Genomic DNA, 21,174 nt, shown 5'->3' on the forward strand with positions numbered 1-21,174 from the left:
TTGCCGGCGAAGAATTGGAAAACGCCGCGTTTTTTCAGGCAACCCGCGTTATCGTTATCCATCTTCGCGAGCAAGCTCGCTCCTACAGTATTTCGAGCGATCCATGTCCCGGCCCCACACTCTGCTCCCATTCCTGCGCTGGCTACCGCGCCAGACCCGCGCCAGCGTTGGCCGGGATGCGATTGTCGGCCTCAGCGGCGCAGTGCTGGCCTTGCCGCAATCGATCGCCTATGCCCTGATCGCCGGCCTGCCTCCCGAATACGGCCTGTATGCGGCGATCGTCCCGGTGCTGATTGCCTGCCTGTGGGGCTCTTCGTGGCACTTGATCTGCGGCCCGACGGCGGCGATTTCCATAGTGCTCTACGCCAGCATCAGCCCGCTGGCGGTGCCCGGATCGCAGGACTACATCACCTTGATCCTGTTGCTGACCTTGCTCGCCGGCGTCTTCCAATGGCTGTTGGGCATGTTGCGCTTTGGCGCGCTGGTCAATTTCGTCTCCCATTCCGTAGTCCTCGGCTTCACCCTTGGCGCGGCAGCTGTCATTGCCCTGGGCCAATTGCCCAACCTGCTGGGGCTCGACCTGCCCAGCCAGGGCACGGCGTTCAACAGCCTGCTGGCGCTGATCGACCACGGCGGCGAATGGGATCGCCCGTCCCTGGCCCTCGGGCTCGGCACCTTGCTGGTGGGCGTGCTGCTCAAATACTGCGTGCCGCGCTGGCCGAGCCTGTTGATTGCCCTGGTCCTCGGCAGCCTGGTGGCGTGGGCGTGGCCGGCGATGTTCGGGCATGTGGCGCGGGTCAGCTCATTTGTCGGCCAATTGCCGCCGTTCAGCCCGTTGCCGCTGGACCTGGATATGATCCTGCGCCTGCTGCCCAGCGCCGTGGCGGTCGGCATGTTGGGGCTGGTGACCAGCCTGTCGATTGCCCGCTCGCTGTCGGCGCGTTCGCAGCAGTTGCTCGACGCCAATCAGGAGGTCCGCGCCCAGGGTTTATCCAATATCGTCGGCGGATTTTTCTCCGGCTACCTGTCGGCCGGATCCTTCACCCGCTCGGGCCTGAGCTACGAGGCGGGCGCCTGCTCACCACTGGCGGGGGTGTTCTCTGCGTTGTGGGTCGCGCTGTTTGCGCTGTTCGGTGCGGTACTGATCGCGCACATCCCGATCCCGAGCATGGCCGCCAGCATCCTGCTGATCTGCTGGGGCCTGGTGGATCATCGGGGCATTCGCGCACTGTGGCGGGTCAGCCGCGCGGAGTTTGTGGTGATGGGCCTGACATGCCTGGCCACCTTGCTGCTAGAGCTGCAAACGGCGATTTATGCAGGCGTGCTGGCGTCGCTGTTCTTCTACCTCAAGCGCACCTCGCAACCACGGGTGCAACAGTGGCGCGACGGTGACGATGATGTGCTGCGGGTCGGCGGCTCGATCTTCTTTGGCGCCAGCCACTACCTGCAAGTGCGCTTGCAGCGCCTGCAAGGCCAACGGGTGGTGATCGAGGCGCAACAGATCAACTTTATCGACTATTCCGGGGTGGAGATGCTGCACCAGGAAGCCCGCCGTTTGCGCGGGTTGGGGCGCAGCCTGACGTTGCGCCGGGCGCGGCCGCAGGTGGTCGAAGAATTGAAAAAGCTGGAAGGGGCCGACAAGTGCCCGATCCATTTCGAAGACTGAATTCGCTCAAAAACTGTGGGAGCTGGCTTGCCTGCTCCCACATTTGATCTTCAGCGACCTGAAAATCATTGGGTTGCCAACTGGCGCCGCAGCTCGGTCAGCACCGGCGCCGAATCCGGGCGCACGCCGCGCCACAGGTAGAAGGCTTCCGCCGCTTGCTCCACCAACATGCCCAGGCCATCCATCGCCACTGCCGCGCCGTGCTCTGTGGCCCAGCGGCAGAAGGCCGTCGGTTCCTTGGCATACATCATGTCGTAGCAAAAGGTCTTGCCCGGTTCGATCAGGCTGCTGGCAATCGGCGGTACATCGCCTGACAGGCTCGCGGAGGTGGCGTTGATGATCAAGTCCACCGGCTCACTCAGCCAGTCGAAGCCGCTGGCAGACACCGGCCCCAGGTCATCGAACAGTTCGGCCAGCAACTCGGCTTTTTCCACGGTGCGGTTGGCGATGATCAGCGAGGCTGGCTGTTGCGCCAGCAGCGGCTCCAAGGCCCCACGCACCGCGCCACCGGCACCGAGCAGCAGGATGCGCTTGCCCGCCAGGCTCAAGCCGGCGTTGACGGTCAAGTCGCGCACCAGGCCAGCACCGTCGGTGTTATCACCCAACAGGCTGCCATCGGCCAGCTTGCTCAGGGTGTTCACCGCGCCTGCGCGTTGCGCGCGCTCGGTCAGGGCGTTGGCCAGGCGATAGGCCTCTTCCTTGAACGGCACGGTGACGTTGGCGCCGCGCCCATGCAGGAAAAACTCCCGGGCGCAGCCGGTGAAATCCTCAAGCGGCGCCAGCAACGTGCTGTAGTCCAGCGCCTCGCCCGTCTGCTCGGCAAACAGGCGATGAATCAACGGCGACTTGCTGTGGCCGATGGGGTTGCCGAACACCACATAACGATCCATCAGCTGGCCACCTGGGGCGCAGCAAGGCCGAGCCAGTCACGGTCTTGCAGGAAATAATCGGTCAAACGTGCTTCTTCGCTGCCGGCGGTAGCCTTCCAGTCATAGCTCCAGCGCACTTGCGGTGGCAGCGACATCAGGATCGACTCGGTGCGCCCGCCCGATTGCAGGCCAAACAACGTGCCACGGTCGTACACCAGGTTGAACTCTACATAGCGACCCCGGCGGAACTCCTGGAACTGGCGTTGCTGTTCGGTATAGGCCAGCGCCTGGCGACGCTGGACGATGGGCAGGTAGGCGTCGATGTAGGCATCGCCAATGGCGCGCATAAAGGCGAAGCAGGTGTCGAAGTCCCACTCGTTCAAGTCATCGAAGAACAGGCCGCCGATCCCGCGGGGCTCGTTGCGATGCTTGATGTGGAAGTAGCTGTCGCACCAGGCCTTGTAGCGCGGGTAAACGTCTGCGCCAAACGGCGCGCAGGCCTGCTCGGCCACACGGTGCCAATGGATGCAGTCTTCTTCGTTGCCGTAGTAGGGCGTCAGGTCGAAGCCGCCACCGAACCACCAGACAGCCTCTTCGCCTTCTTTCTCGGCGATGAAAAATCGCACATTGGCGTGGGAAGTCGGTACATGCGGGTTATGCGGATGGATCACCAGTGACACGCCGAGGGCTTCAAAACCGCGACCGGCAAGCTCCGGACGGTGGGCACTGGCGGACGGTGGTAGGCCACTGCCGAAAACATGGGAAAAGTTGACGCCGCCTTTCTCGATCACTGCCCCGTTCTCAATCACCCGCGTGCGGCCACCGCCACCGGCTGGGCGGGTCCAGGCATCTTCGATAAAGCGCGTATCCGCCTCGAAGGTTTCCAGGGCACTGCAAATGCGGTCTTGCAGGTCGAGCAGGTAGGCTTTTACAGCCTCGGTGCGAGTAGTCATGGCATCACCTTGAATCGGGCAAAGCTACGCGAGGCCATTGGGCGTCGGCGGCAAAGGGGCGCACAGGATACCACCGCGCCGGGCGCTGCCACAGTTGACGAAGATCAAGCATAGGAGTCCGATAGGAGCCTTTCGCGAAACAGACTTGAGGACAGAGCAGATGGCCAAACGTATCCAGTTCAGCGCCCATGGCGGCCCCGAAGTACTTGAGTATGTGGACTACACGCCGGCAGAACCGGGCCCGCAACAGGTACGTGTGCGTAACCAGGCCATTGGCCTGAATTTTATCGATACCTATTACCGCAGTGGCCTGTATGCACCGCCGGCCTTGCCCTCGGGCCTGGGCGCGGAAGGCGCTGGGGTGGTGGATGCGGTGGGCAGCGAAGTCAGCCAGTTCAAGGTCGGCGACCGCGTGGCCTACGGCAGCGGCCCCCTCGGTGCCTACAGCGAGCTGCACGTGCTGCCAGCGGCCAACCTGGTGCACCTGCCGGATGGGATCAGCTTCGAACAGGCTGCTGGGGCCATGCTCAAAGGCCTGACCGTGCAGTACCTGCTGCGCCAGACCTATGAATTGAAAGGCGGTGAAACCATCCTGTTCCACGCCGCTGCCGGTGGCGTCGGCTCCCTGGCCTGCCAATGGGCCAAGGCCCTGGGTGTGAAGTTGATCGGTACGGTCAGTTCGCCGGAAAAAGCCGCCCTGGCCAAATCCCTCGGCGCCTGGGAAACCATCGACTACAGCAAGGAAAACGTCCCACAGCGCGTACTGGAACTGACCGACGGCAAGAAATGCCCGGTGGTGTACGACGGCGTCGGCAAGGACACCTGGCTCGCCTCGCTGGACAGCGTCGCGCCCCGGGGCCTGCTGGTGAGTTTCGGTAATGCGTCAGGTGCGGTGGACGGGGTGAACCTGGGGATTCTGGCGGCGAAAGGTTCGCTGTACGTGACCCGGCCGACACTGGCGACCTACGCCAACAATCCGCAGAACCTGCAGGCCATGGCCGACGACCTGTTTGCCATGATCGAAAGCGGCAAGGTGCGGATTGATATCAACCAGCGGTATTCCCTGGCGGACGCGGCGAAGGCGCAGGTGGAGTTGTCGGGGCGACGGACGACTGGGTCGACCATTTTGCTGCCGTAACATTTCGGCTGCTTGGAATGCCGCCATCGCGGGCAAACCCGCTCCCACATTCGAACGCATTCCCGGGTTGGAAATCGGTCGAATGTGGGGCTTGCCCGCGATGGCAGTACCACGGTCTCAAGACGGGCGCCGAACCTCACCCGTGGCCAGATCCCGGATCAAGCTCGGGTTCTTGCGCCCACCCAGGCTGCCACCCAGCACCCGGTCCACCTGACCACGGAAATACTGCTCCACCCGGATCCGCGAGCGCGCCGCCGGCCGGCCTTGTGGGTTGGCAGAGGTGGAGATCAATGGCCCCACCAGTGAACACAAATCGCGCACCAGCGGATGATCGCTGACCCGCAATGCCACGGTGTCGTGCTTACCAGTCACCCATTCAGGCAGCAGGTCCTGATGGGGCACCAGCCAGGTATTGGGCCCCGGCCAGGTACTGGCCATGCGGTCGATCCAGGTGTCGGGGAAGTCTTCGAACAGAAAGTCGAATTGCCGAATATTGTCGGCGACCAGGATCAGCCCCTTATCCACCGACCGGCCCTTGATCGCCAGCAAGCGATCCACCGCTTCCTCGTTCCACGGGTCGCAGCCCAGGCCCCAGACGGCCTCGGTCGGATAGGCAATCACCGCGCCTGCGCGAATTTCTCGTGCGGCTTCTTGCACACGCCACCTGTTGACCATTACTCACTCTCCGGACTAAAGCTCTGCGCAGTTTACCGATGTTCGTTACAAAACCTAACTGCGTGCAAACCAACGACCGCTTTCGCAGATCACCCGACCCTCCAGCTCCAGTTCGGTGAGGCTCGCCAGCACCTGGCACAGGCTCTGCCCGCTGGCGATGGCCAAGCCTTCACTGGTCTGGGGCGCCGCATGCAACAGCGCCACCAGTGGATGGGTTACCGCCACCGGCGCGGGCCGCGATAACGCCTGCCAACCGTGCAACCCTTCAAGGATGTGTTCGATGGTTTCCACCAGCACCGCCCCGTCACGGATCAGTTGGTGACAGCCCCTGGCGCCAGGATGATGAATCGACCCCGGTATTGCATACACCTCGCGCCCCTGTTCGGCGGCCAGCCGCGCGGTGATCAGCGAGCCGCTGGCGACGCTGGCCTCCACCACCAGGACCCCCAGGGACAGGCCACTGATAATGCGGTTGCGCCGCGGGAAGTTGCCGGCCTGGGGACCGGCGTCCAGCGGGAACTCGGAAACCACCGCGCTGCCTTGGGCAATCATCGCCTCGGCGAGCTGGCGGTGGCGCTGTGGATAAAAATTTTCCAGGCCGGTGCCCAGCACGCCGATAGTCTGACCCCCGACATCTAATGCTGCCTGGTGGGCCGCCCCGTCGATACCCAGGGCCAGGCCGCTGGTAATGACAAAACCGGCGCTTGCCAGGCTGCGGGAAAAGGCGGCCGCCGTATCCATTCCGGGCCGGGAAGCGCGGCGGCTGCCGACCATGGCCAACTGCGGTTTTTCCAGGATAGCGGGGCTGCCGGCTACGAATAACAACGGTGGTGCATCATCCAGCTCGGCCAGCAAGGCTGGGTAATCGGGTTGGTCCCACATCAGCAAATGCTGGGCCGGACGCTCTAGCCAGGCCAATGCGACGCTGGCGCCATCGCGCACTTGCACGCTGCGCCGGGCTTCGGCACAGGCCGCCGGCAACCCCAGCGAACGCCAGGCACTGGCCGGCGCGCCGAGGGCTTTCGAGGCGCAGCCAAAGGCCTCGATCAATGTCTTGAAACGCCTGGGACCGAGCTCCGGCATGCGATGCAAACGCAGGCGGGCTTCCAGCTCGGCGGGGGAAATATCCGGGGTATGGATTACTGACATATGATCATCCTTGATCAGGAACAAGCTGTGGATAACTCTGTTGGTAACTTCTGTAGCAGGCTAATTATTGCAGCGGGTCATCGCCGCCCAACCGGCCACTGCATTTTGAAGACGAGTAGCGATTTCCTCATGGGCGCAATCTCCTTTATTATGTCGGTTCGCGTGAAATGCCTTGGCCTTCGCGGCCTGCGAGCGTTTCACACCGGTCGTGCGGGTTGTCCCGAGGCCGATTTGCCTTTACCTCACATGTGCAGCAATTACGCTTATGGCTATTTTGAACATCCTCGAATTCCCGGACTCGCGCCTGCGCACTATCGCCAAACCGGTGGCCGTAGTGGACGACAAGGTTCGTCAGTTGGTCGATGACATGTTTGAAACAATGTATGAAGCCCCGGGCATCGGCCTCGCCGCGACCCAGGTCAATGTGCACCTGCGCGTGGTGGTCATGGACCTGTCCGAAGACCGCAGCGAACCGATGGTGTACATCAACCCCGAGTTCGAGCCGCTGACCGACGAGATGGGCGAGTATCAGGAAGGCTGCCTGTCGGTGCCGGAGTTCTACGAGAACGTCGAGCGCCCGCTGCGCGTCAAGATCAAGGCCCTGGACCGTGACGGCAAGCCCTTCGAGCTGATTGCCGAAGGCCTGCTGGCCGTGTGTATCCAGCACGAGTGCGACCACCTCAACGGCAAGCTGTTCGTCGATTACCTGTCCACGCTCAAACGCGACCGGATCAAGAAGAAACTGGAAAAGAAGCATCGCCAGCAAGCTTGATTCCCTTCTTCCAAAGGCTTGCTCCGGCAAGCCTTTTTCTTTTGTGAGACGTTTCCCATGACCGAGCCACTGCGCATCGTTTTTGCCGGCACCCCCGAATTTGCCGCCGAACACCTCAAGGCCCTGCTTGCCAGCCCTTATGAAATCGTCGCGGTGTACACCCAGCCGGATCGCCCGGCCGGCCGTGGGCAAAAACTGATGCCCAGCCCGGTCAAGCAACTGGCCCTGGAGCACGGCATCGTCGTGCTGCAACCGCCCACCCTGCGCAACGCCGAAGCCCAGGCTGAACTGGCCGCGCTGAAGCCGGACCTGTTGGTGGTGGTGGCCTACGGCCTGATCCTCCCGCAAGCCGTGCTGGATATCCCGCGCCTGGGTTGCATCAACAGCCACGCCTCGCTGCTGCCACGCTGGCGCGGTGCCGCGCCGATCCAGCGCGCGGTGCAAGCCGGTGACGCCGAAAGCGGCGTGACGGTGATGCGCATGGAAGCCGGCCTCGACACCGGGCCGATGCTGCTCAAGGTCACCACGCCCATCACCGCGCAAGACACCGGCGGCAGCCTGCACGACCGCCTGGCCGAGCTGGGCCCGCCTGCGGTGATCCAGACCATTGCCGGCCTTGCGGCTGGCACCTTGGAAGGCGAAGTGCAGGACGACAGCCTCGCCACCTACGCCCACAAGCTGAACAAGGACGAAGCGCGCATCGACTGGAGCCGCCCGGCCGTGGAGCTGGAACGCCTGGTACGGGCGTTCAACCCATGGCCGATCTGCCACAGCACCCTCAATGGCGAAGCCTTGAAAGTCCTCGCCGCCAACCTGGCCGAAGGCCACGGCGCCCCCGGTGAAATCATCGGTGCCAGCAAGGAAGGCCTGTTGGTAGCGTGCGGGGAGCAGGCCTTGTGTCTGACCCGTCTGCAATTACCCGGTGGCAAGGCGCTGAACTTCAGCGATTTGTTCAATAGCCGTCGTGAGAAATTTGCCCCCGGCATCATCCTCGGAGTGGACGCTTGATGAACCCGCGTTTGGCCGCCGCCAAGGCCCTGGCCGCCGTGCTCAATGGCAAGGCTTCCCTGAACAGCTCGTTGCCGGTGCAACTGGATAAGGTCGAAGACCGTGATCGCGGCTTCACCCAGGACCTGGCATTTGGTACCGCGCGCTGGCAGCCGCGTCTATCGGCGCTGGCGGCCAAGTTGCTGCAAAAGCCGTTCAAGGCAGCCGATGCCGACGTCGAGGCGCTGCTGCTGGTGGGGCTTTACCAGTTGCTCTACAGCCGCGTGCCGGCCCACGCCGCCATCGGCGAAACCGTGGGCTGCGCCGACAAGCTGAAAAAACCCTGGGCCAAGGCCTTGCTCAACGCCGTGCTGCGCCGCGCCCAGCGCGAAAGCGAGGCATTGCTGGCCGAGCTGGAACACGACCCGGTAGTGCGCACCGCACACCCGCGCTGGCTGCAAAAATCCCTCAAGGCGTTCTGGCCCCAGCAGTGGGAAGCCATCTGCGCCGCCAACAATGCGCACCCGCCGATGATTCTGCGGGTCAATCGCCGCCACAACAGCCGCGATGCCTATCTCACGCTGCTGGCAGATGCCGGCATCAACGCCAGCGCCTGTGTGTACAGCCAGGACGGTATCGTCCTCGAAACGGCTGGCGATGTACGCAGCCTGCCAGGCTTTGCCGAAGGCTGGATCAGCGTGCAGGACGAAGCCGCGCAACTGGCCGCCGACCTGCTCGACCTGGCGCCCGGCCAACGGGTGCTGGACGCCTGCTGCGCGCCTGGTGGCAAGACCTGCCACATCATGGAAGTCCAGCCCAACCTGGCCGGCGTGGTGGCCGTGGATCTGGAAGCCAAGCGCCTGGTGCGGGTGCGCGAAAACCTCGCACGCCTGGGCCTGGAAGCTGAGTTGATTGCCGCCGACGGTCGCGACACCGCCACCTGGTGGGATGGCAAACCGTTCCAGCGCATCCTGCTCGACGCACCGTGCTCTGCCACCGGGGTGATCCGCCGCCACCCGGATATCAAACTGACCCGCCAACCCGACGACATCGCCGCCCTGGCTGTGCTGCAAGGCGAGCTATTGGACGCGCTGTGGCCGACACTGGAAGTCGGTGGCATCCTGCTCTACGCCACCTGCTCGACATTGCCCACCGAGAATACCGAAGTGATCCAAGCCTTCCTTGCCCGCACCAGCGGCGCGCGGGAGTTGGACATTGCCACCACGGCCGGCATCAAGCAGCCCCATGGCCGCCAGCTACTGGCGCAGGAAGGCGGGCACGATGGCTTCTATTACGCCAAGCTGATCAAGATTGCCGCTGCACGCGGTTGAATGGTTTTTAAGGGAGTGACCGGATGAAGATCATCATCCTTGGCGCAGGGCAGGTCGGCGGTACGCTGGCCGAGCATTTGGCCAGTGAAGCCAACGACATTACCGTGGTCGACACCGACGCCGAACGCCTGCGTGGCCTGGGAGATCGCCTGGATATCCGGACGGTCCAGGGCCGTGCCTCGTTCCCCACCGTGCTGCGCCAGGCCGGCGCCGACGACGCCGATATGCTGGTGGCGGTGACCAATAGCGACGAGACCAATATGGTCGCCTGCCAGGTCGCCCACACCCTGTTCCACACCCCGACCAAGATCGCCCGAGTGCGTGAAGCGGCCTACCTGACCCGCGCCGGGCTGTTCGACAACGACGCGATTCCGGTGGACGTGCTGATCAGCCCGGAGCAGGTGGTCACCCACTACATCAAGCGCCTGATCGAAATCCCCGGTGCACTGCAGGTGATCGACTTCGCCGAAGGCAAGGCGCAACTGGTGGCGGTCAAGGCCTACTACGGTGGGCCTCTGGTGGGCCAGCAACTGCGTCAGCTGCGCGAACACATGCCGAATGTGGAAACCCGCGTGGCCGCGATTTTCCGCCGCGACCGGCCGATCCTGCCCCAGGGCGACACAGTGATCGAAGCCGACGACGAAGTGTTCTTCATCGCCGCCAAGGCCAACATTCGCGCAGTGATGAGCGAAATGCGCCGGCTCGACGAGAGCTACAAACGCATCGTCATCGCCGGCGGCGGGCAGATCGGCGAGCGCCTGGCCGAGGCTATCGAAAGCCGCTACCAGGTGAAGATCATCGAGATGAGCCCGGCACGCTGCCGGCATTTGTCCGACACCCTCGACAGCACCGTGGTACTGCAAGGCAGCGCTTCGGATCGTGACCTGCTGATGGAAGAGAACATCGCCGACGCCGATATCTTCCTGGCCCTGACCAACGACGACGAGGCCAATATCATGTCGTCGCTGCTGGCCAAGCGGCTGGGGGCGAAGAAGGTCATGACGATCATCAATAACCCGGCCTATGTGGACCTGATCCAGGGCGGCGACATCGACATTGCCATCAGTCCGCAATTGGCCACCATCGGCACGTTGCTGGCCCACGTGCGGCGCGGCGATATCGTCAGCGTGCACTCACTGCGCCGGGGCGCGGCGGAAGCCATCGAGGCGATTGCCCACGGTGACTCCAAGTCGAGCAAGGTGATCGGCCGGGCGATCCGCGATATTGGCTTGCCACCGGGCACTACCATTGGCGCGATCATTCGGGATGAAGAAGTGATCATCGCCCACGACGACACGGTGATCGCCACGGGGGACCATGTGATTCTGTTCCTGGTGGATAAAAAACATATCCGCGATGTGGAGAAACTGTTCCACGTGGGGTTGAGCTTCTTCTGATCAAGTGGAGTGATTGAAATGCTCGAATCCCTGGAAAAAATGCTCGCCAAGGGTGTGGATAACTCGCTGCTGCGCTTTGGTTTGGGCAAGGGTTATCTGGACCTGAAAGACAACGCCAAGGCGGCCGAGCATTTAAGCAAGTGCGTCGGCTTTGATCCGAAGTATTCAGCAGCGTGGAAGCTGTTGGGCAAGGCGCATGCTGCGCTGGGCGATAAAGACGCGGCACGGCAGGCGTGGGAGCAGGGGATTGCAGCGGCCCAGGCCCATGGCGACAAGCAGGCCGAAAAAGAGATGACGGTGTTCCTGAAAAAACTCGACCGCCAAGCCTGAATGGAGATCACAACTGTGGGAGCGGGCTTGCTCGCGAATGCGGAGTCTCAGCCACTGAATGTGTAGCTGATACACCGCATTCGCGAGCAAGCCCGCTCCCACATTGGTTTCGCATCGACCTTGAATCAGTCGCGAATCAGTACCACCGCGCCTCGCCCGGCGGGCGTTTCTTGAAGCGCTTCATGCTCCACATGTACTGGCTCGGGTAAGCGCCCACATAACGCTCCACCACCTTGCTCATCGCCGCGCAGGACGTGGCCGTGTCGGTGCTGTACATATCTTCCGGCGCCGCTTCCAAAATCACTTTGTAGCCCGAGCCATCCGGCAGCCGCAGGGCATGAAGGAATACCCCGACCGCCTTGTGACCGGCGAGCATGTTCGGCACGAACTTGCTGGTCAGCGCCTGGGTGGCGAAGAACGGCACGAAGATCCCGGCCGACTCTGCCGGCTCCGGGTCAGCGGGAATCCCCACCTGGCCGCCCTTGCGCACTTCCTTGATGACACTGAGGATGCCTTCTTTGGTGGAGGCCGCCACCCGGTTGCCCAACTGCACGCGTTGCTTGCGCAGCAGGTCATCCACCGCCTTGAGCTTGGGCGGGCGGTAGAAAATGATCGGTTTGCACTGGCTGCAATAGAAGTGGTTCAACACTTCCCAGTTGCCCAGGTGGCTGGTGATGCCTACCACGCCTTTGCCTGAGGCCAGGGCTTGCTGCAGCACTTCCAGGCCTTCGACTTCGCGCACCAGGTCGATGGAACGCTGGGCCGGCCAGATCCAGGCGCAGGCGCTTTCGGTCAGGGACTTGCCGATGTCCATCAGGCTTTGGCCGACCAGGCGCTCACGCTCGATCGGGTCCATGTCGGGGAAACACTTGGAGAGGTTGATCCGCACCGTATCGCGGGAGCGGTTGGGGGTTTTCCACATGATCCAGCCAATGGCCGTACCCACCGCCTGGACGGCGCGCCAGGGCAGCAGGGCAAACAATCGCAGAGCGCCTACCAGCAAGGCGCCTTTTAACTTTTCCACAGGTCACTCCTGATGTTGTGCGGTGCGCAAAGTGCGCCATTCTACCCGGCGTTGACCAAGTCCGCGTAACGGTCGCAATCCTGAGTGTGGTCCATGACCATGCCCGAGGCCTGCATGAACGCATAGCAGATGGTCGGCCCGACGAACGTGAAGCCGGCTTTCTTGAGCGCTTTGCTCATGGCTTCGGCCTCTGGCGTAATCGCCGGAACCTGGCTGCGATCCTTGAAATGATTGACCTTGGGCGCGCCGCCGACAAACCCCCAGAGCAACCCCACCGGGTCCTCCAGCGCCAGCCAGGCGGCGGCATTGCGCCGGGTGGCATTGAGTTTCAAGCGGTTGCGCACGATGCCTGGGTCGAGCATCAACTGCTCGATCTCGGCATCACTCAACTGCGCCAGGCGCTGGGGATCAAAACCGAACAAGACCTTTCGATAATGCTCGCGTTTGCGTAAAACGGTGATCCAGGACAGGCCCGCCTGGAACCCTTCGAGCAAAAGCAACTCGAACAAACCCTGCGCATCGCGCAGCGGCGTTCCCCACTCCTGATCGTGATAAGCCATGTACAGCGGATCTTCAGAACACCAAAAGCAGCGTGGCATAAGGCTCCAGGGAGTGGTGGCAAGGCCGAATCGGGTATACTGCCGCCCTTTAAATCGCAGCCCAAGTAACAGGTGAATTTTGTGAGCCAGCCTACGCCAGCCGTGCGTACCTTCCAAGACTTGATCCTCGCCCTCCAGCAATACTGGGCCGAGCAAGGTTGTGTGGTACTTCAGCCCTACGATATGGAAGTAGGCGCCGGCACTTTCCACACCGCAACATTCCTGCGGGCCATCGGCCCGGAAACCTGGAACGCCGCTTATGTGCAGCCCAGTCGTCGCCCGACTGACGGCCGCTACGGCGAAAACCCCAACCGCCTGCAGCACTACTATCAGTTCCAGGTCGTCCTCAAGCCAAACCCGGACAACTTCCAGGAGCTGTACCTGGGCTCGCTGAAACATGTCGGCCTGGACCCGCTGGTCCACGATATCCGTTTCGTCGAAGACAACTGGGAGTCGCCAACCCTGGGCGCCTGGGGCCTGGGCTGGGAAGTCTGGCTCAACGGCATGGAAGTGACGCAGTTCACTTACTTCCAGCAAGCGGGCGGCATCGAGTGCTACCCGGTGACCGGCGAGATCACCTACGGCCTGGAACGCCTGGCCATGTACCTGCAGGGCGTGGACTCGGTCTACGACCTGGTATGGGCTGACGGCCCGTTCGGCAAAGTGACTTATGGCGATGTGTTCCACCAGAACGAAGTGGAGCAGTCGACCTACAACTTCGAACACGCCAACGTCGAGAAGCTGTTCGAACTGTTCGACTTCTATGAAAGCGAAGCCAAGCGCCTGATCGAACTGGATCAGCCGCTGCCGTTGCCGAGCTATGAAATGGTCCTGAAGGCATCCCATACCTTCAACCTGCTGGACGCTCGCCGTGCCATCTCGGTAACCGCGCGCCAGCAATACATCCTGCGTGTACGCACCCTGGCGCGTTCCGTCGCCCAAGCCTACCTGCTGGCTCGCGCCAAGCTGGGCTTCCCGATGGCCACCCCGGATTTGCGTGATGAAGTGTTGGCTAAGCTGGAGGCTGCACAATGAGTGCTCAAGATTTCCTGGTTGAACTGGGCACCGAAGAGCTGCCACCCAAGGCCCTCAACACCCTGGCCGACGCATTTCTGGCCGGTATCGAAAAAGGCCTGCAGACTGCCGGCCTGAAGTTTGAAGCCAAGAAGGTCTACGCCGCGCCACGTCGCCTGGCGGTGTTGCTGACCGCGCTGCAAACCCAGCAGCCGGACCGCAACATCAACCTCGACGGCCCGCCACGCCAGGCCGCTTTCGATGCCGAAGGCAACCCGACCCAGGCCGCCCTGGGTTTTGCCAAGAAGTGCGGCGTCGAGCTGAGCGAGATCGACCAAAGTGGCCCGAAACTGCGTTTCAGCCAGGTCATCACCGGCAAGCCGACTGCCAGCCTGCTGCCGACCATCGTTGAAGATTCGCTGAACGACCTGCCGATCCCCAAGCGCATGCGCTGGGGCGCACGCAAGGAAGAGTTCGTTCGTCCGACCCAATGGTTGGTAATGCTGCTCGGTGATCAAGTCATCGATTGCACCATCCTCGCCCAGAAGGCCGGCCGCGACTCCCGTGGCCATCGCTTCCACCACCCGCAAAACGTGCGCATCGGTTCGCCGGCCAGCTACCTCGAAGACCTGCGTGCAGCCTATGTGCTGGCGGATGCCAACGAGCGTCGCGAGCTGATCAGCAAGCGCACCGAAGAGCTGGCTCGTTTGCAGGAAGGCACCGCCATCGTGCCACCAAGCCTGCTCGACGAAGTAACCGCGCTGGTCGAGTGGCCGGTGCCGCTGGTGTGCTCGTTCGAAGAGCGCTTCCTCGATGTGCCACAAGAAGCCTTGATCACCACCATGCAGGACAACCAGAAGTACTTCTGCCTGCTGGATGTGGACGGCAAATTGCTGCCGCGCTTTATCACCGTGGCCAACATCGAAAGCAAGGACCCGCAGCAGATCATCGCTGGTAACGAAAAAGTCGTACGCCCGCGCCTGACCGATGCCGAGTTCTTCTTCAAGCAAGACAAGAAGCAGAAGCTCGAAGACTTCAACCTGCGCCTGCAGAACGTGGTGTTCCAAGAAAAACTTGGCAGCGTCTACGACAAGGCTGTGCGGGTTTCCAAGCTGGCGGCCTACATCGCGCCACGTATTGGCGGCGATGCGGCCTTGGCCGCCCGCGCTGGCCTGTTGTGCAAATGCGACCTGGCCACCGAGATGGTCGGCGAGTTCCCGGAAATGCAAGGTGTTGCCGGTTACTACTACGCGCTCAATGACGGCGAGCCTGAAGACGTCGCCCTGGCCTTGAACGAGCAGTACATGCCCCGCGGTGCTGGCGCCGAACTGCCGACCACCCTGACCGGCGCGGCCGTAGCCATCGCTGACAAGCTGGACACCCTGGTGGGGATCTTCGGTATCGGCATGTTGCCCACCGGCAGCAAAGACCCGTATGCCCTGCGCCGTGCGGCCCTGGGCGTGCTGCGCATCCTGATCGACAAGAAGCTGGACCTGGACCTGACCCAGGCCGTGGTGTTTGCAGTTGGTCAGTTCGGCGCCAAGGTCAAGCAAGCCGGTTTGGCCGAGCAAGTGCTGGAGTTCGTGTTCGACCGCCTGCGTGCGCGCTACGAAGACGAAGGCGTGGACGTTTCCGTCTACCTGTCGGTGCGTGCCCTGCAACCGGGTTCGGCACTGGACTTCGACCAACGTGTGCAGGCCGTACAGGCCTTCCGCAAGCTGCCGGAAGCCGATGCCCTGGCCGCCGTGAACAAGCGCGTGTCGAACCTGCTGAGCAAGGCCGAAGGCCTGGGCACCGGCGACGTCGATCCTGGCCTGTTTGCCGATGCCAAGGAGTTCTCGCTGAACTCGGCTATCGCCAAGGCAGAAAACGCAGTGAAACCGCTGATCGCCGAGCGCAACTACGCCGAAGCACTGGCGCGCCTGGCCACCTTGCGTGAGCCGGTGGATGCGTTCTTCGAAGCGGTGATGATCAATGCCGAAGATGCTGGCGTGCGGAAAAACCGCTACGCCATGCTGGCGCGTCTGCGCGGTTTGTTCGTCAACATCGCTGACATTTCGACGCTGAGCTGATCATGTTGAAACTGCTGATTCTCGATCGGGACGGGGTGATCAACTACGACTCCGACGCTTACATCAAGTCGGTAGAGGAGTGGATCCCGCTGCCCGGCTCGATCGAGGCCATCGCGCAGTTGAGCAAGGCCGGCTGGACGGTAGCCATTGCTACCAACCAGTCCGGCATCGCCCGCGGCTACTACGACATCGCCACCCTGGACGCCATGCACGCGCGCTTGCGCACGTTGGTGGCAGAGCAGGGCGGTGAGGTGGGGCTGGTGGTGTATTGCCCCCACGGGCCGGACGAGGGCTGCGATTGCCGCAAACCCAAGCCTGGCATGTTGAAAATCATTTCAGAACATTACAAGGTGCCCCTGGCTGGGATATGGTTCGTCGGGGACAGTCTCGGTGACCTGGAGGCGGCCAAAGCCGTCGACTCTCAGCCAGTTTTGGTAAAGACCGGAAAAGGCGAAAAGACCCAGGCGAAAAACCTGCCGGTAGGCACCTTGATTTTTGACGATCTGGCGGCGGTTGCCGCAGAACTTATCAACAACTAGTCGCCCTCGACTTCCTGACCAAGGATTGTTCGGGAGTGCACTTTTAACAGGCGGGCGTTGTCCCGCAACGGTAAATGCTGCCATGTCGATTTTGCAGGCCATCAGAACCTTCTTCTTTTACCTGCTGCTGGGCACCAGTTCGTTTCTCTGGTGCACCCTGAGCTTTTTTATTGCGCCCTTTTTGCCATTCAAGGCGCGCTATCGCTTTATCAACGTCTATTGGTGCCGCTGCGCGTTGTGGCTGACCAAGGTGTTCCTGGGCATCCGTTTCGAGGTCAAGGGCGCCGAGAATGTCCCGGACCAGCCGTGCGTGATCCTGTCGAACCACCAGAGCACCTGGGAGACGTTTTTTCTTTCTGCCTACTTCTCGCCCCTGAGCCAGGTGCTCAAGCGTGAGTTGCTGTTCGTACCGTTCTTTGGTTGGGCCATGGCCATGCTGCGCCCGATTGCCATCGACCGCGACAACCCCAAGGCCGCGCTCAAGCATGTGGCCAAGAAAGGTGACGAACTGCTCAAGGACGGCGTTTGGGTCCTGATCTTCCCTGAGGGCACCCGCGTTCCCTTTGGCACGGTCGGCAAGTTCTCCCGGGGCGGTACGGCACTGGCGGTCAACGCCAATCTGCCGGTGCTGCCGATTGCCCACAATGCCGGCAAGTTCTGGCCCAAGGAAGGCTGGGCCAAGCGCAAGGGCACCATCACTGTGGTGATCGGCGAGCCGATGTATGCCGAAGGGGAAGGACCGCGTGCAATTGCCGCGCTCAATGACCGCGCTGCAGCCTGGAATGAAGCGCAGCAACGGGCCATGGGTTCGCTGCCGCCACTGCCGGTTGCCGAAGACCGCGCGGTGATCTGACGTTCTGTGGATAACCTGTGTACGGTTTGTTGGCGAAAAGCAGTTTTTGGCTTATAGGCTTATGATTTGATTACATATTTCTTAAGCTAATAAAACACCGAAAAACGTGCATAAGTTTTTTCGACCGTTGAAGACCGGCCCTTGCGGCCGGTTTTTTATGCACAGCTGTTTACTCTTCCCACAACGGCAACTGCAGGCTGAAAACCGTGCCTTGCCCGACCTCACTCGCACACTCGATCCGGCCCCCATGGCGGTCCATGACCGCCTTGACCATGGTCAGGCCCAACCCAAGGCCTTCGCTGCCCTGGGCCGAAGCAAAACGTCGGTATTGGCTGAACAGTTCGGGAAGCTCCTGGGCCGCGATGCCGGGCCCCTGGTCCTGGATATGACAGGCCAACCATTGGCCTTTGCGTTCGAGTCGCACCGTCACTGTGGTGCCGGATGGGCTGTACTTGATCGCATTCTCCATCAGGTTGAACAAGGCTCGGGTCAGTAGGGATTGATCCGCCAGGACCATGTCCTCACCCGCCTCGTCCAGGTCGTGGACCAATTGGATCTTTTTCAGTTGGGCCAGCAGCGCTACCTGGTCAAACGCATCGAGCACCAGCATGGCAAACAGGCTGGGCTCAAACTGGTAGCCGTCGGACTCGGCCTTGGCCAATTGAACGAACGACTCGGTCAAACTCAATGCCCGCCGCACTTGCTGTTCGATCTGGGTAAATACCTGCCAGACGTCAGAGGCCTCATGTCGCTGCACATCCAACAACGCCAGAATGGCTGAGTGGGGCGCCCGCAGATCATGGGAGAGGAAGCGCAGCAGGGTTTCACGTTGCTGTTGGGCGTCACGTTCGATACTCAGGTCAGTCAGGCTCAGCAGCCAACCCAACGCCACATCACCGTCGACCGGTAACAACGGTGCCAACTCCAGGCGCAGGCTGCGTTGCTGGGTGTCGCGGAACTCGACGATTTCCAGGGCTGACAGCGGCGTGCTCACCCCGCCTTGCAAGGGCGGGTAGCCCAATGCCTTGAGTTGCTGTAGCAGGTTCTCGGTAATCAGCTCGTTGCCAAATACATCCCGGGCGATGCGATTGGCCAGCAGGATTTCGCCCGTGGGATCGGTAATCAGGGTCGCGACCGGCAGGCACTCCAGGCCGTCGGCCATAAAACGCCGGGTGTCGCGGGTGCGGCTGACCGCTTGCTCCAGGGCCACGATACGGCCCTGCAATACATCGCCCTTGCTGACGGCGGCACGACGGCGTTCCGGCAGCACCTTGGGCTCACTGTCTAGGCGCGCCAACTCCCAGCCGAAATAGGCCAGGATTACGCTCAGGCGACGCCAGTTCCAGATCAGATAGCCGAGCAACATGCCGACCAACGTGGCTGCTGGCGACCACCAGAGCCCCAGGCGCAACAAGCCCCAGGAAGCGAGGAGGGCACCCACCATACAACCCAGGCTCAGCCACAGGGCATAACGCGGGCGCAACAGCAGCAGGCCCAGCAGCAATGCCACCAGCGAGGTAGACAGCAGCGTGGCCAGCCAGCCAGGCAACACGGTAATGCTGCGCCCTTGCAGCAGGCCGTTGAGAATATTGGCCTGGATCTCGACACCTGGGGTCGTGCCAACGCTGGCCGAAAGCGGTGTCACGTAGCGATCGCCCATGCCTGGCGCGGTGGCTCCCACCAGGATGATCCGATCGCGCAACAGTTGGGCCGGGACTTCACCGCGCAGCACGCTGACATAGGGCACGCTGGGAAAGCCGTTATCGGCGGCGATAAATGGAATGCGGATGGCATTGTCCCGTTGCCAATCACTGGTTTCCGAAGACGCTGGCAGCCCCGGCATGTCGGCCTGTTGGCCGGTCAGTTCGAAGGCCAGCCACGCCAACTGCGGGACCAGTTGCCCCGGCGGCCCTTCACGCAAATAGAGGCTGCGCACAATACCGTCGCTGTCCGCTTCCACGTTGATATGACCCACCGCCCTGGCACAGTCGCGCAGTGGCAGCACGGGGAGGATTTGCGTGAGGGGTTGCCCCAAGCGCGGCGTGCCTTCGCGAATCAACGGCAGCAGCACATTGCCGGCCTTGCAGATCGCCTGGGCCAGGCGCTGATCATTGGCCGGCTCGCGTGCCGGTTCGCTGAAGATCACATCGAGCAGGATCCCGGCAGGTTTGGCGGCACTCAATTGGTCGATCAGGTCGGCATGCAGACGCCGCGACCAAGGCCATTGGCCAAGCTCCCTGAGGCTCATGTCATCAATGCTCACCAACAGGATGCGCGGGTCCACCTGCAACGGCGCCATGCGCCGCAAGCTGTCGTACAACAGGTTATTCAGGGACAGGCCAGGGCTCAGGGACAACAAGGCCGTCATCGGCAGCAGGAGCAGGCTGATCCACAGCCATTCCCTGACCAGCCCATTGAACAGGCGCTGGGCCTGGCTCGGCTGACGTTGTTCAGCCCGGCGCCACCACTTCACCGTCCCAACACCGCGGTGCTACTGCACACGGGTGGCAGGTGGGTAATAGAAGATGTCATAAACACCTGTTTCTCCTTCCAGTCCCTGGTCATCAAAGGCCGACACGCGCACGTGATAGAACGAGGCCTTGAGTCCAGTGAAGCTCAAGCGCGGTTCACTGGAGAAGTTTTCCTGCTTGATGTTCATGAAGGTTTTATCGGTAGCCACCTGCGCACGGTAGCGCTGGGCCCCCGGTTGCGGGTGCAGGATCAATGTCCAGACCGGCGCATCGCCTTTCTGGCCGTCCTGGCCCATCAGGCGCGGAGCAGGCAATAAGTCGACCGTCTTCAACTCGCCCTGCGTCTTGAGCAACAACCCTTGTCGAGCGCCAACCTTCAGCTCACCGTCCACCGGACCCGTCTGCGGTTTTTTCTTGAGCTGTTTGCCCTGCGGTTGCGACTCGCTGCGGCTGGCGGCCACCTGGCCGTTGAGCACTTCGACAACCGATTGCTGATCGTCATTACGCACACGGAAATGCGTCCCGCGCACGCCAAGTACGCCCACCGGGGTCACGATCTGAAAACGGTCATAGTCACTGGCGCGCTTGAGTACGTAGGCTTCCACTTGCCCTTGTTGCAGGATCACCTGGGGAATCGCCTGTTCTTCCACCAAGTGCAGACGCACCTCGGAGCTGGAGGGCAGGACAACCCGCGAGCCGTCACCCAGCAACAAGCTGACAAACGCCGAGGGCGAGGTTTTTACGCTTTCCTGCTCATCAATCAGCATGCCTTCTTCCAACACGCTGGGGCGTCCCTTGGCATCGAGCTTCCAGGCTTCACCGGTCAGGTGCTGCACGACTGCCGGCAGCGGCTGTGCCCGGCACATCAGGTTGTCATCTATGTAGGGCGCACGCACAGGGGCAGGCTTGGCTAGAACGTGTGGGCTGTTGATCACAAGCGCCAGGGCCAGGCTTGAACCGAATAGAGAGGAAAGGGAATAGCGGCGAGGAAAGAGGGTCATGGCGCTCATCAAGGTTCTAGTTCTAAAGGTCCGTCAGACTGTACGTTCAGAAAGCGTCTTGCCGCGGCAGGACCTTGAATCTCGCCTACGATACCCGATGACGCATCGAACTCGATAGCCGTAGTGGCAGGGATGAGGTGCTCGGAAAGGTGACACATCCCTGTGTCTGCCGGATCGACGAGGCCGAACCGGATGTACATCGAAGAAATACTGTCCCTCACATCCCTCCGACAGCAGCCCGTAGCGAACCGCGGACTACAGATGATACGTCCGTGTATCGAGAGCGCTTCCCGCGCACGCCCTCCATGTGTCACTCAGCGAAAGAGAATTTACC

19 protein-coding genes are annotated in these 21,174 nt (G+C 62.0%); 11 read left to right on the plus strand and 8 right to left on the minus strand.

The features are described from left to right. The first annotated feature begins 103 nt into the window (after positions 1-103). Positions 104-1,666 (plus strand): SulP family inorganic anion transporter, encoded by a 1,563-nt coding sequence (locus FIV38_RS05760; RefSeq protein WP_092232367.1) that lies wholly within the window; start codon positions 104-106, stop codon positions 1,664-1,666. Positions 1,667-1,731: 65 nt separating this feature from the next. Here FIV38_RS05760 and aroE read toward each other — a convergent pair whose 3' ends face one another. Beyond that, entirely contained in the window at positions 1,732-2,556 is an 825-nt protein-coding gene (aroE, locus tag FIV38_RS05765; protein WP_092232369.1) for a shikimate dehydrogenase, read from the minus strand. Further along, on the minus strand, positions 2,556-3,488 hold the full coding sequence (hemF, locus tag FIV38_RS05770; protein ID WP_092232371.1) for an oxygen-dependent coproporphyrinogen oxidase: 933 nt from the start codon (positions 3,486-3,488) through the stop codon (positions 2,556-2,558). Before hemF ends, aroE begins: the two co-directional genes overlap by 1 nt. A gap of 160 nt (positions 3,489-3,648) precedes the next feature. Between hemF and FIV38_RS05775 the strand changes: the two genes are divergently transcribed. Beyond that, positions 3,649-4,626 carry an NADPH:quinone reductase gene (locus FIV38_RS05775; RefSeq protein WP_070996594.1) on the plus strand — a complete coding sequence of 326 codons (978 nt, stop codon included), beginning with the start codon at positions 3,649-3,651 and terminating at the stop codon, positions 4,624-4,626. Between the two features lie 117 nt (positions 4,627-4,743). Here the strand turns inward: FIV38_RS05775 and tsaC are convergent, their stop codons facing one another. Together tsaC and dprA are read right to left on the minus strand one after the other, a co-directional pair. Continuing rightward, positions 4,744-5,301, minus strand: a complete 558-nt coding sequence (gene tsaC, locus FIV38_RS05780) for an L-threonylcarbamoyladenylate synthase type 1 TsaC (RefSeq protein WP_029290233.1) — start codon at positions 5,299-5,301, stop codon at positions 4,744-4,746. A 54-nt stretch (positions 5,302-5,355) separates the two neighbouring features. Next, on the minus strand, positions 5,356-6,450 hold the full coding sequence (dprA, locus tag FIV38_RS05785; protein ID WP_092232374.1) for a DNA-processing protein DprA: 1,095 nt from the start codon (positions 6,448-6,450) through the stop codon (positions 5,356-5,358). 265 nt (positions 6,451-6,715) lie between these two features. On the opposite strand from dprA, the gene def reads away from it, so the two are divergent. The 5 genes from def to FIV38_RS05810 are packed head-to-tail and all read left to right on the plus strand — an operon-like array spanning position 6,716 to position 11,267. Beyond that, positions 6,716-7,222, plus strand: a complete 507-nt coding sequence (def, locus tag FIV38_RS05790; RefSeq protein WP_029290229.1) for a peptide deformylase — start codon at positions 6,716-6,718, stop codon at positions 7,220-7,222. A gap of 57 nt (positions 7,223-7,279) precedes the next feature. Continuing rightward, a complete protein-coding gene (gene fmt, locus FIV38_RS05795; RefSeq protein WP_092232377.1) occupies positions 7,280-8,230 on the plus strand; it encodes a methionyl-tRNA formyltransferase in 951 nt (316 codons plus the stop codon). Then, positions 8,230-9,540: a 16S rRNA (cytosine(967)-C(5))-methyltransferase RsmB gene (gene rsmB / locus FIV38_RS05800; protein WP_029290224.1), complete on the plus strand. Its 1,311-nt coding sequence runs from the start codon at positions 8,230-8,232 to the stop codon at positions 9,538-9,540. The genes fmt and rsmB overlap by 1 nt, the downstream gene beginning before the upstream one ends. 23 nt (positions 9,541-9,563) lie before the next feature. Further along, a complete protein-coding gene (gene trkA / locus FIV38_RS05805; protein WP_029290222.1) occupies positions 9,564-10,937 on the plus strand; it encodes a Trk system potassium transporter TrkA in 1,374 nt (457 codons plus the stop codon). Between the two features lie 18 nt (positions 10,938-10,955). Further along, positions 10,956-11,267 carry a tetratricopeptide repeat protein gene (locus FIV38_RS05810; protein ID WP_092232380.1) on the plus strand — a complete coding sequence of 104 codons (312 nt, stop codon included), beginning with the start codon at positions 10,956-10,958 and terminating at the stop codon, positions 11,265-11,267. A 136-nt stretch (positions 11,268-11,403) separates the two neighbouring features. Here the strand turns inward: FIV38_RS05810 and FIV38_RS05815 are convergent, their stop codons facing one another. Both FIV38_RS05815 and FIV38_RS05820 read right to left on the minus strand, forming a co-directional pair. Then, positions 11,404-12,291 carry a lysophospholipid acyltransferase gene (locus tag FIV38_RS05815; RefSeq protein ID WP_070996605.1) on the minus strand — a complete coding sequence of 296 codons (888 nt, stop codon included), beginning with the start codon at positions 12,289-12,291 and terminating at the stop codon, positions 11,404-11,406. Between the two features lie 41 nt (positions 12,292-12,332). Next, a complete protein-coding gene (locus tag FIV38_RS05820) occupies positions 12,333-12,890 on the minus strand; it encodes a DNA-3-methyladenine glycosylase I (protein WP_092232382.1) in 558 nt (185 codons plus the stop codon). Positions 12,891-12,971: 81 nt separating this feature from the next. On the opposite strand from FIV38_RS05820, the gene glyQ reads away from it, so the two are divergent. The 4 genes from glyQ (at position 12,972) to FIV38_RS05840 (ending at position 17,368) form a co-directional block, all read left to right on the plus strand. Continuing rightward, complete coding sequence (gene glyQ / locus FIV38_RS05825; RefSeq protein WP_003213601.1) at positions 12,972-13,925, plus strand: glycine--tRNA ligase subunit alpha; 954 nt, start codon at positions 12,972-12,974, stop codon at positions 13,923-13,925. After that, the gene (gene glyS / locus FIV38_RS05830) at positions 13,922-15,976 is read left to right on the plus strand and encodes a glycine--tRNA ligase subunit beta (RefSeq protein WP_029290211.1); all 2,055 of its coding nucleotides are present in this window, start codon (positions 13,922-13,924) and stop codon (positions 15,974-15,976) included. The genes glyQ and glyS overlap by 4 nt, the downstream gene beginning before the upstream one ends. Further along, a complete protein-coding gene (gene gmhB, locus FIV38_RS05835) occupies positions 15,976-16,515 on the plus strand; it encodes a D-glycero-beta-D-manno-heptose 1,7-bisphosphate 7-phosphatase (RefSeq protein WP_169870889.1) in 540 nt (179 codons plus the stop codon). The genes glyS and gmhB overlap by 1 nt, the downstream gene beginning before the upstream one ends. Before the next feature lie 82 nt (positions 16,516-16,597). Next, a complete protein-coding gene (locus FIV38_RS05840; protein ID WP_029290207.1) occupies positions 16,598-17,368 on the plus strand; it encodes a lysophospholipid acyltransferase family protein in 771 nt (256 codons plus the stop codon). 169 nt (positions 17,369-17,537) lie between these two features. Here the strand turns inward: FIV38_RS05840 and FIV38_RS05845 are convergent, their stop codons facing one another. Next, positions 17,538-19,841, minus strand: a complete 2,304-nt coding sequence (locus tag FIV38_RS05845) for a CHASE2 domain-containing protein (RefSeq protein ID WP_092232385.1) — start codon at positions 19,839-19,841, stop codon at positions 17,538-17,540. Positions 19,842-19,859: 18 nt separating this feature from the next. Then, positions 19,860-20,849, minus strand: coding sequence for a FecR family protein (locus FIV38_RS05850; protein WP_167362625.1), 990 nt, complete (start codon positions 20,847-20,849; stop codon positions 19,860-19,862). Between the last annotated feature and the right edge of the window lie 325 nt (positions 20,850-21,174).

Origin of the sequence: Pseudomonas proteolytica, assembly GCF_007858275.1 — a bacterium.
GTDB classification, from domain to species: Bacteria; Pseudomonadota; Gammaproteobacteria; order Pseudomonadales; family Pseudomonadaceae; genus Aquipseudomonas; species Aquipseudomonas proteolytica.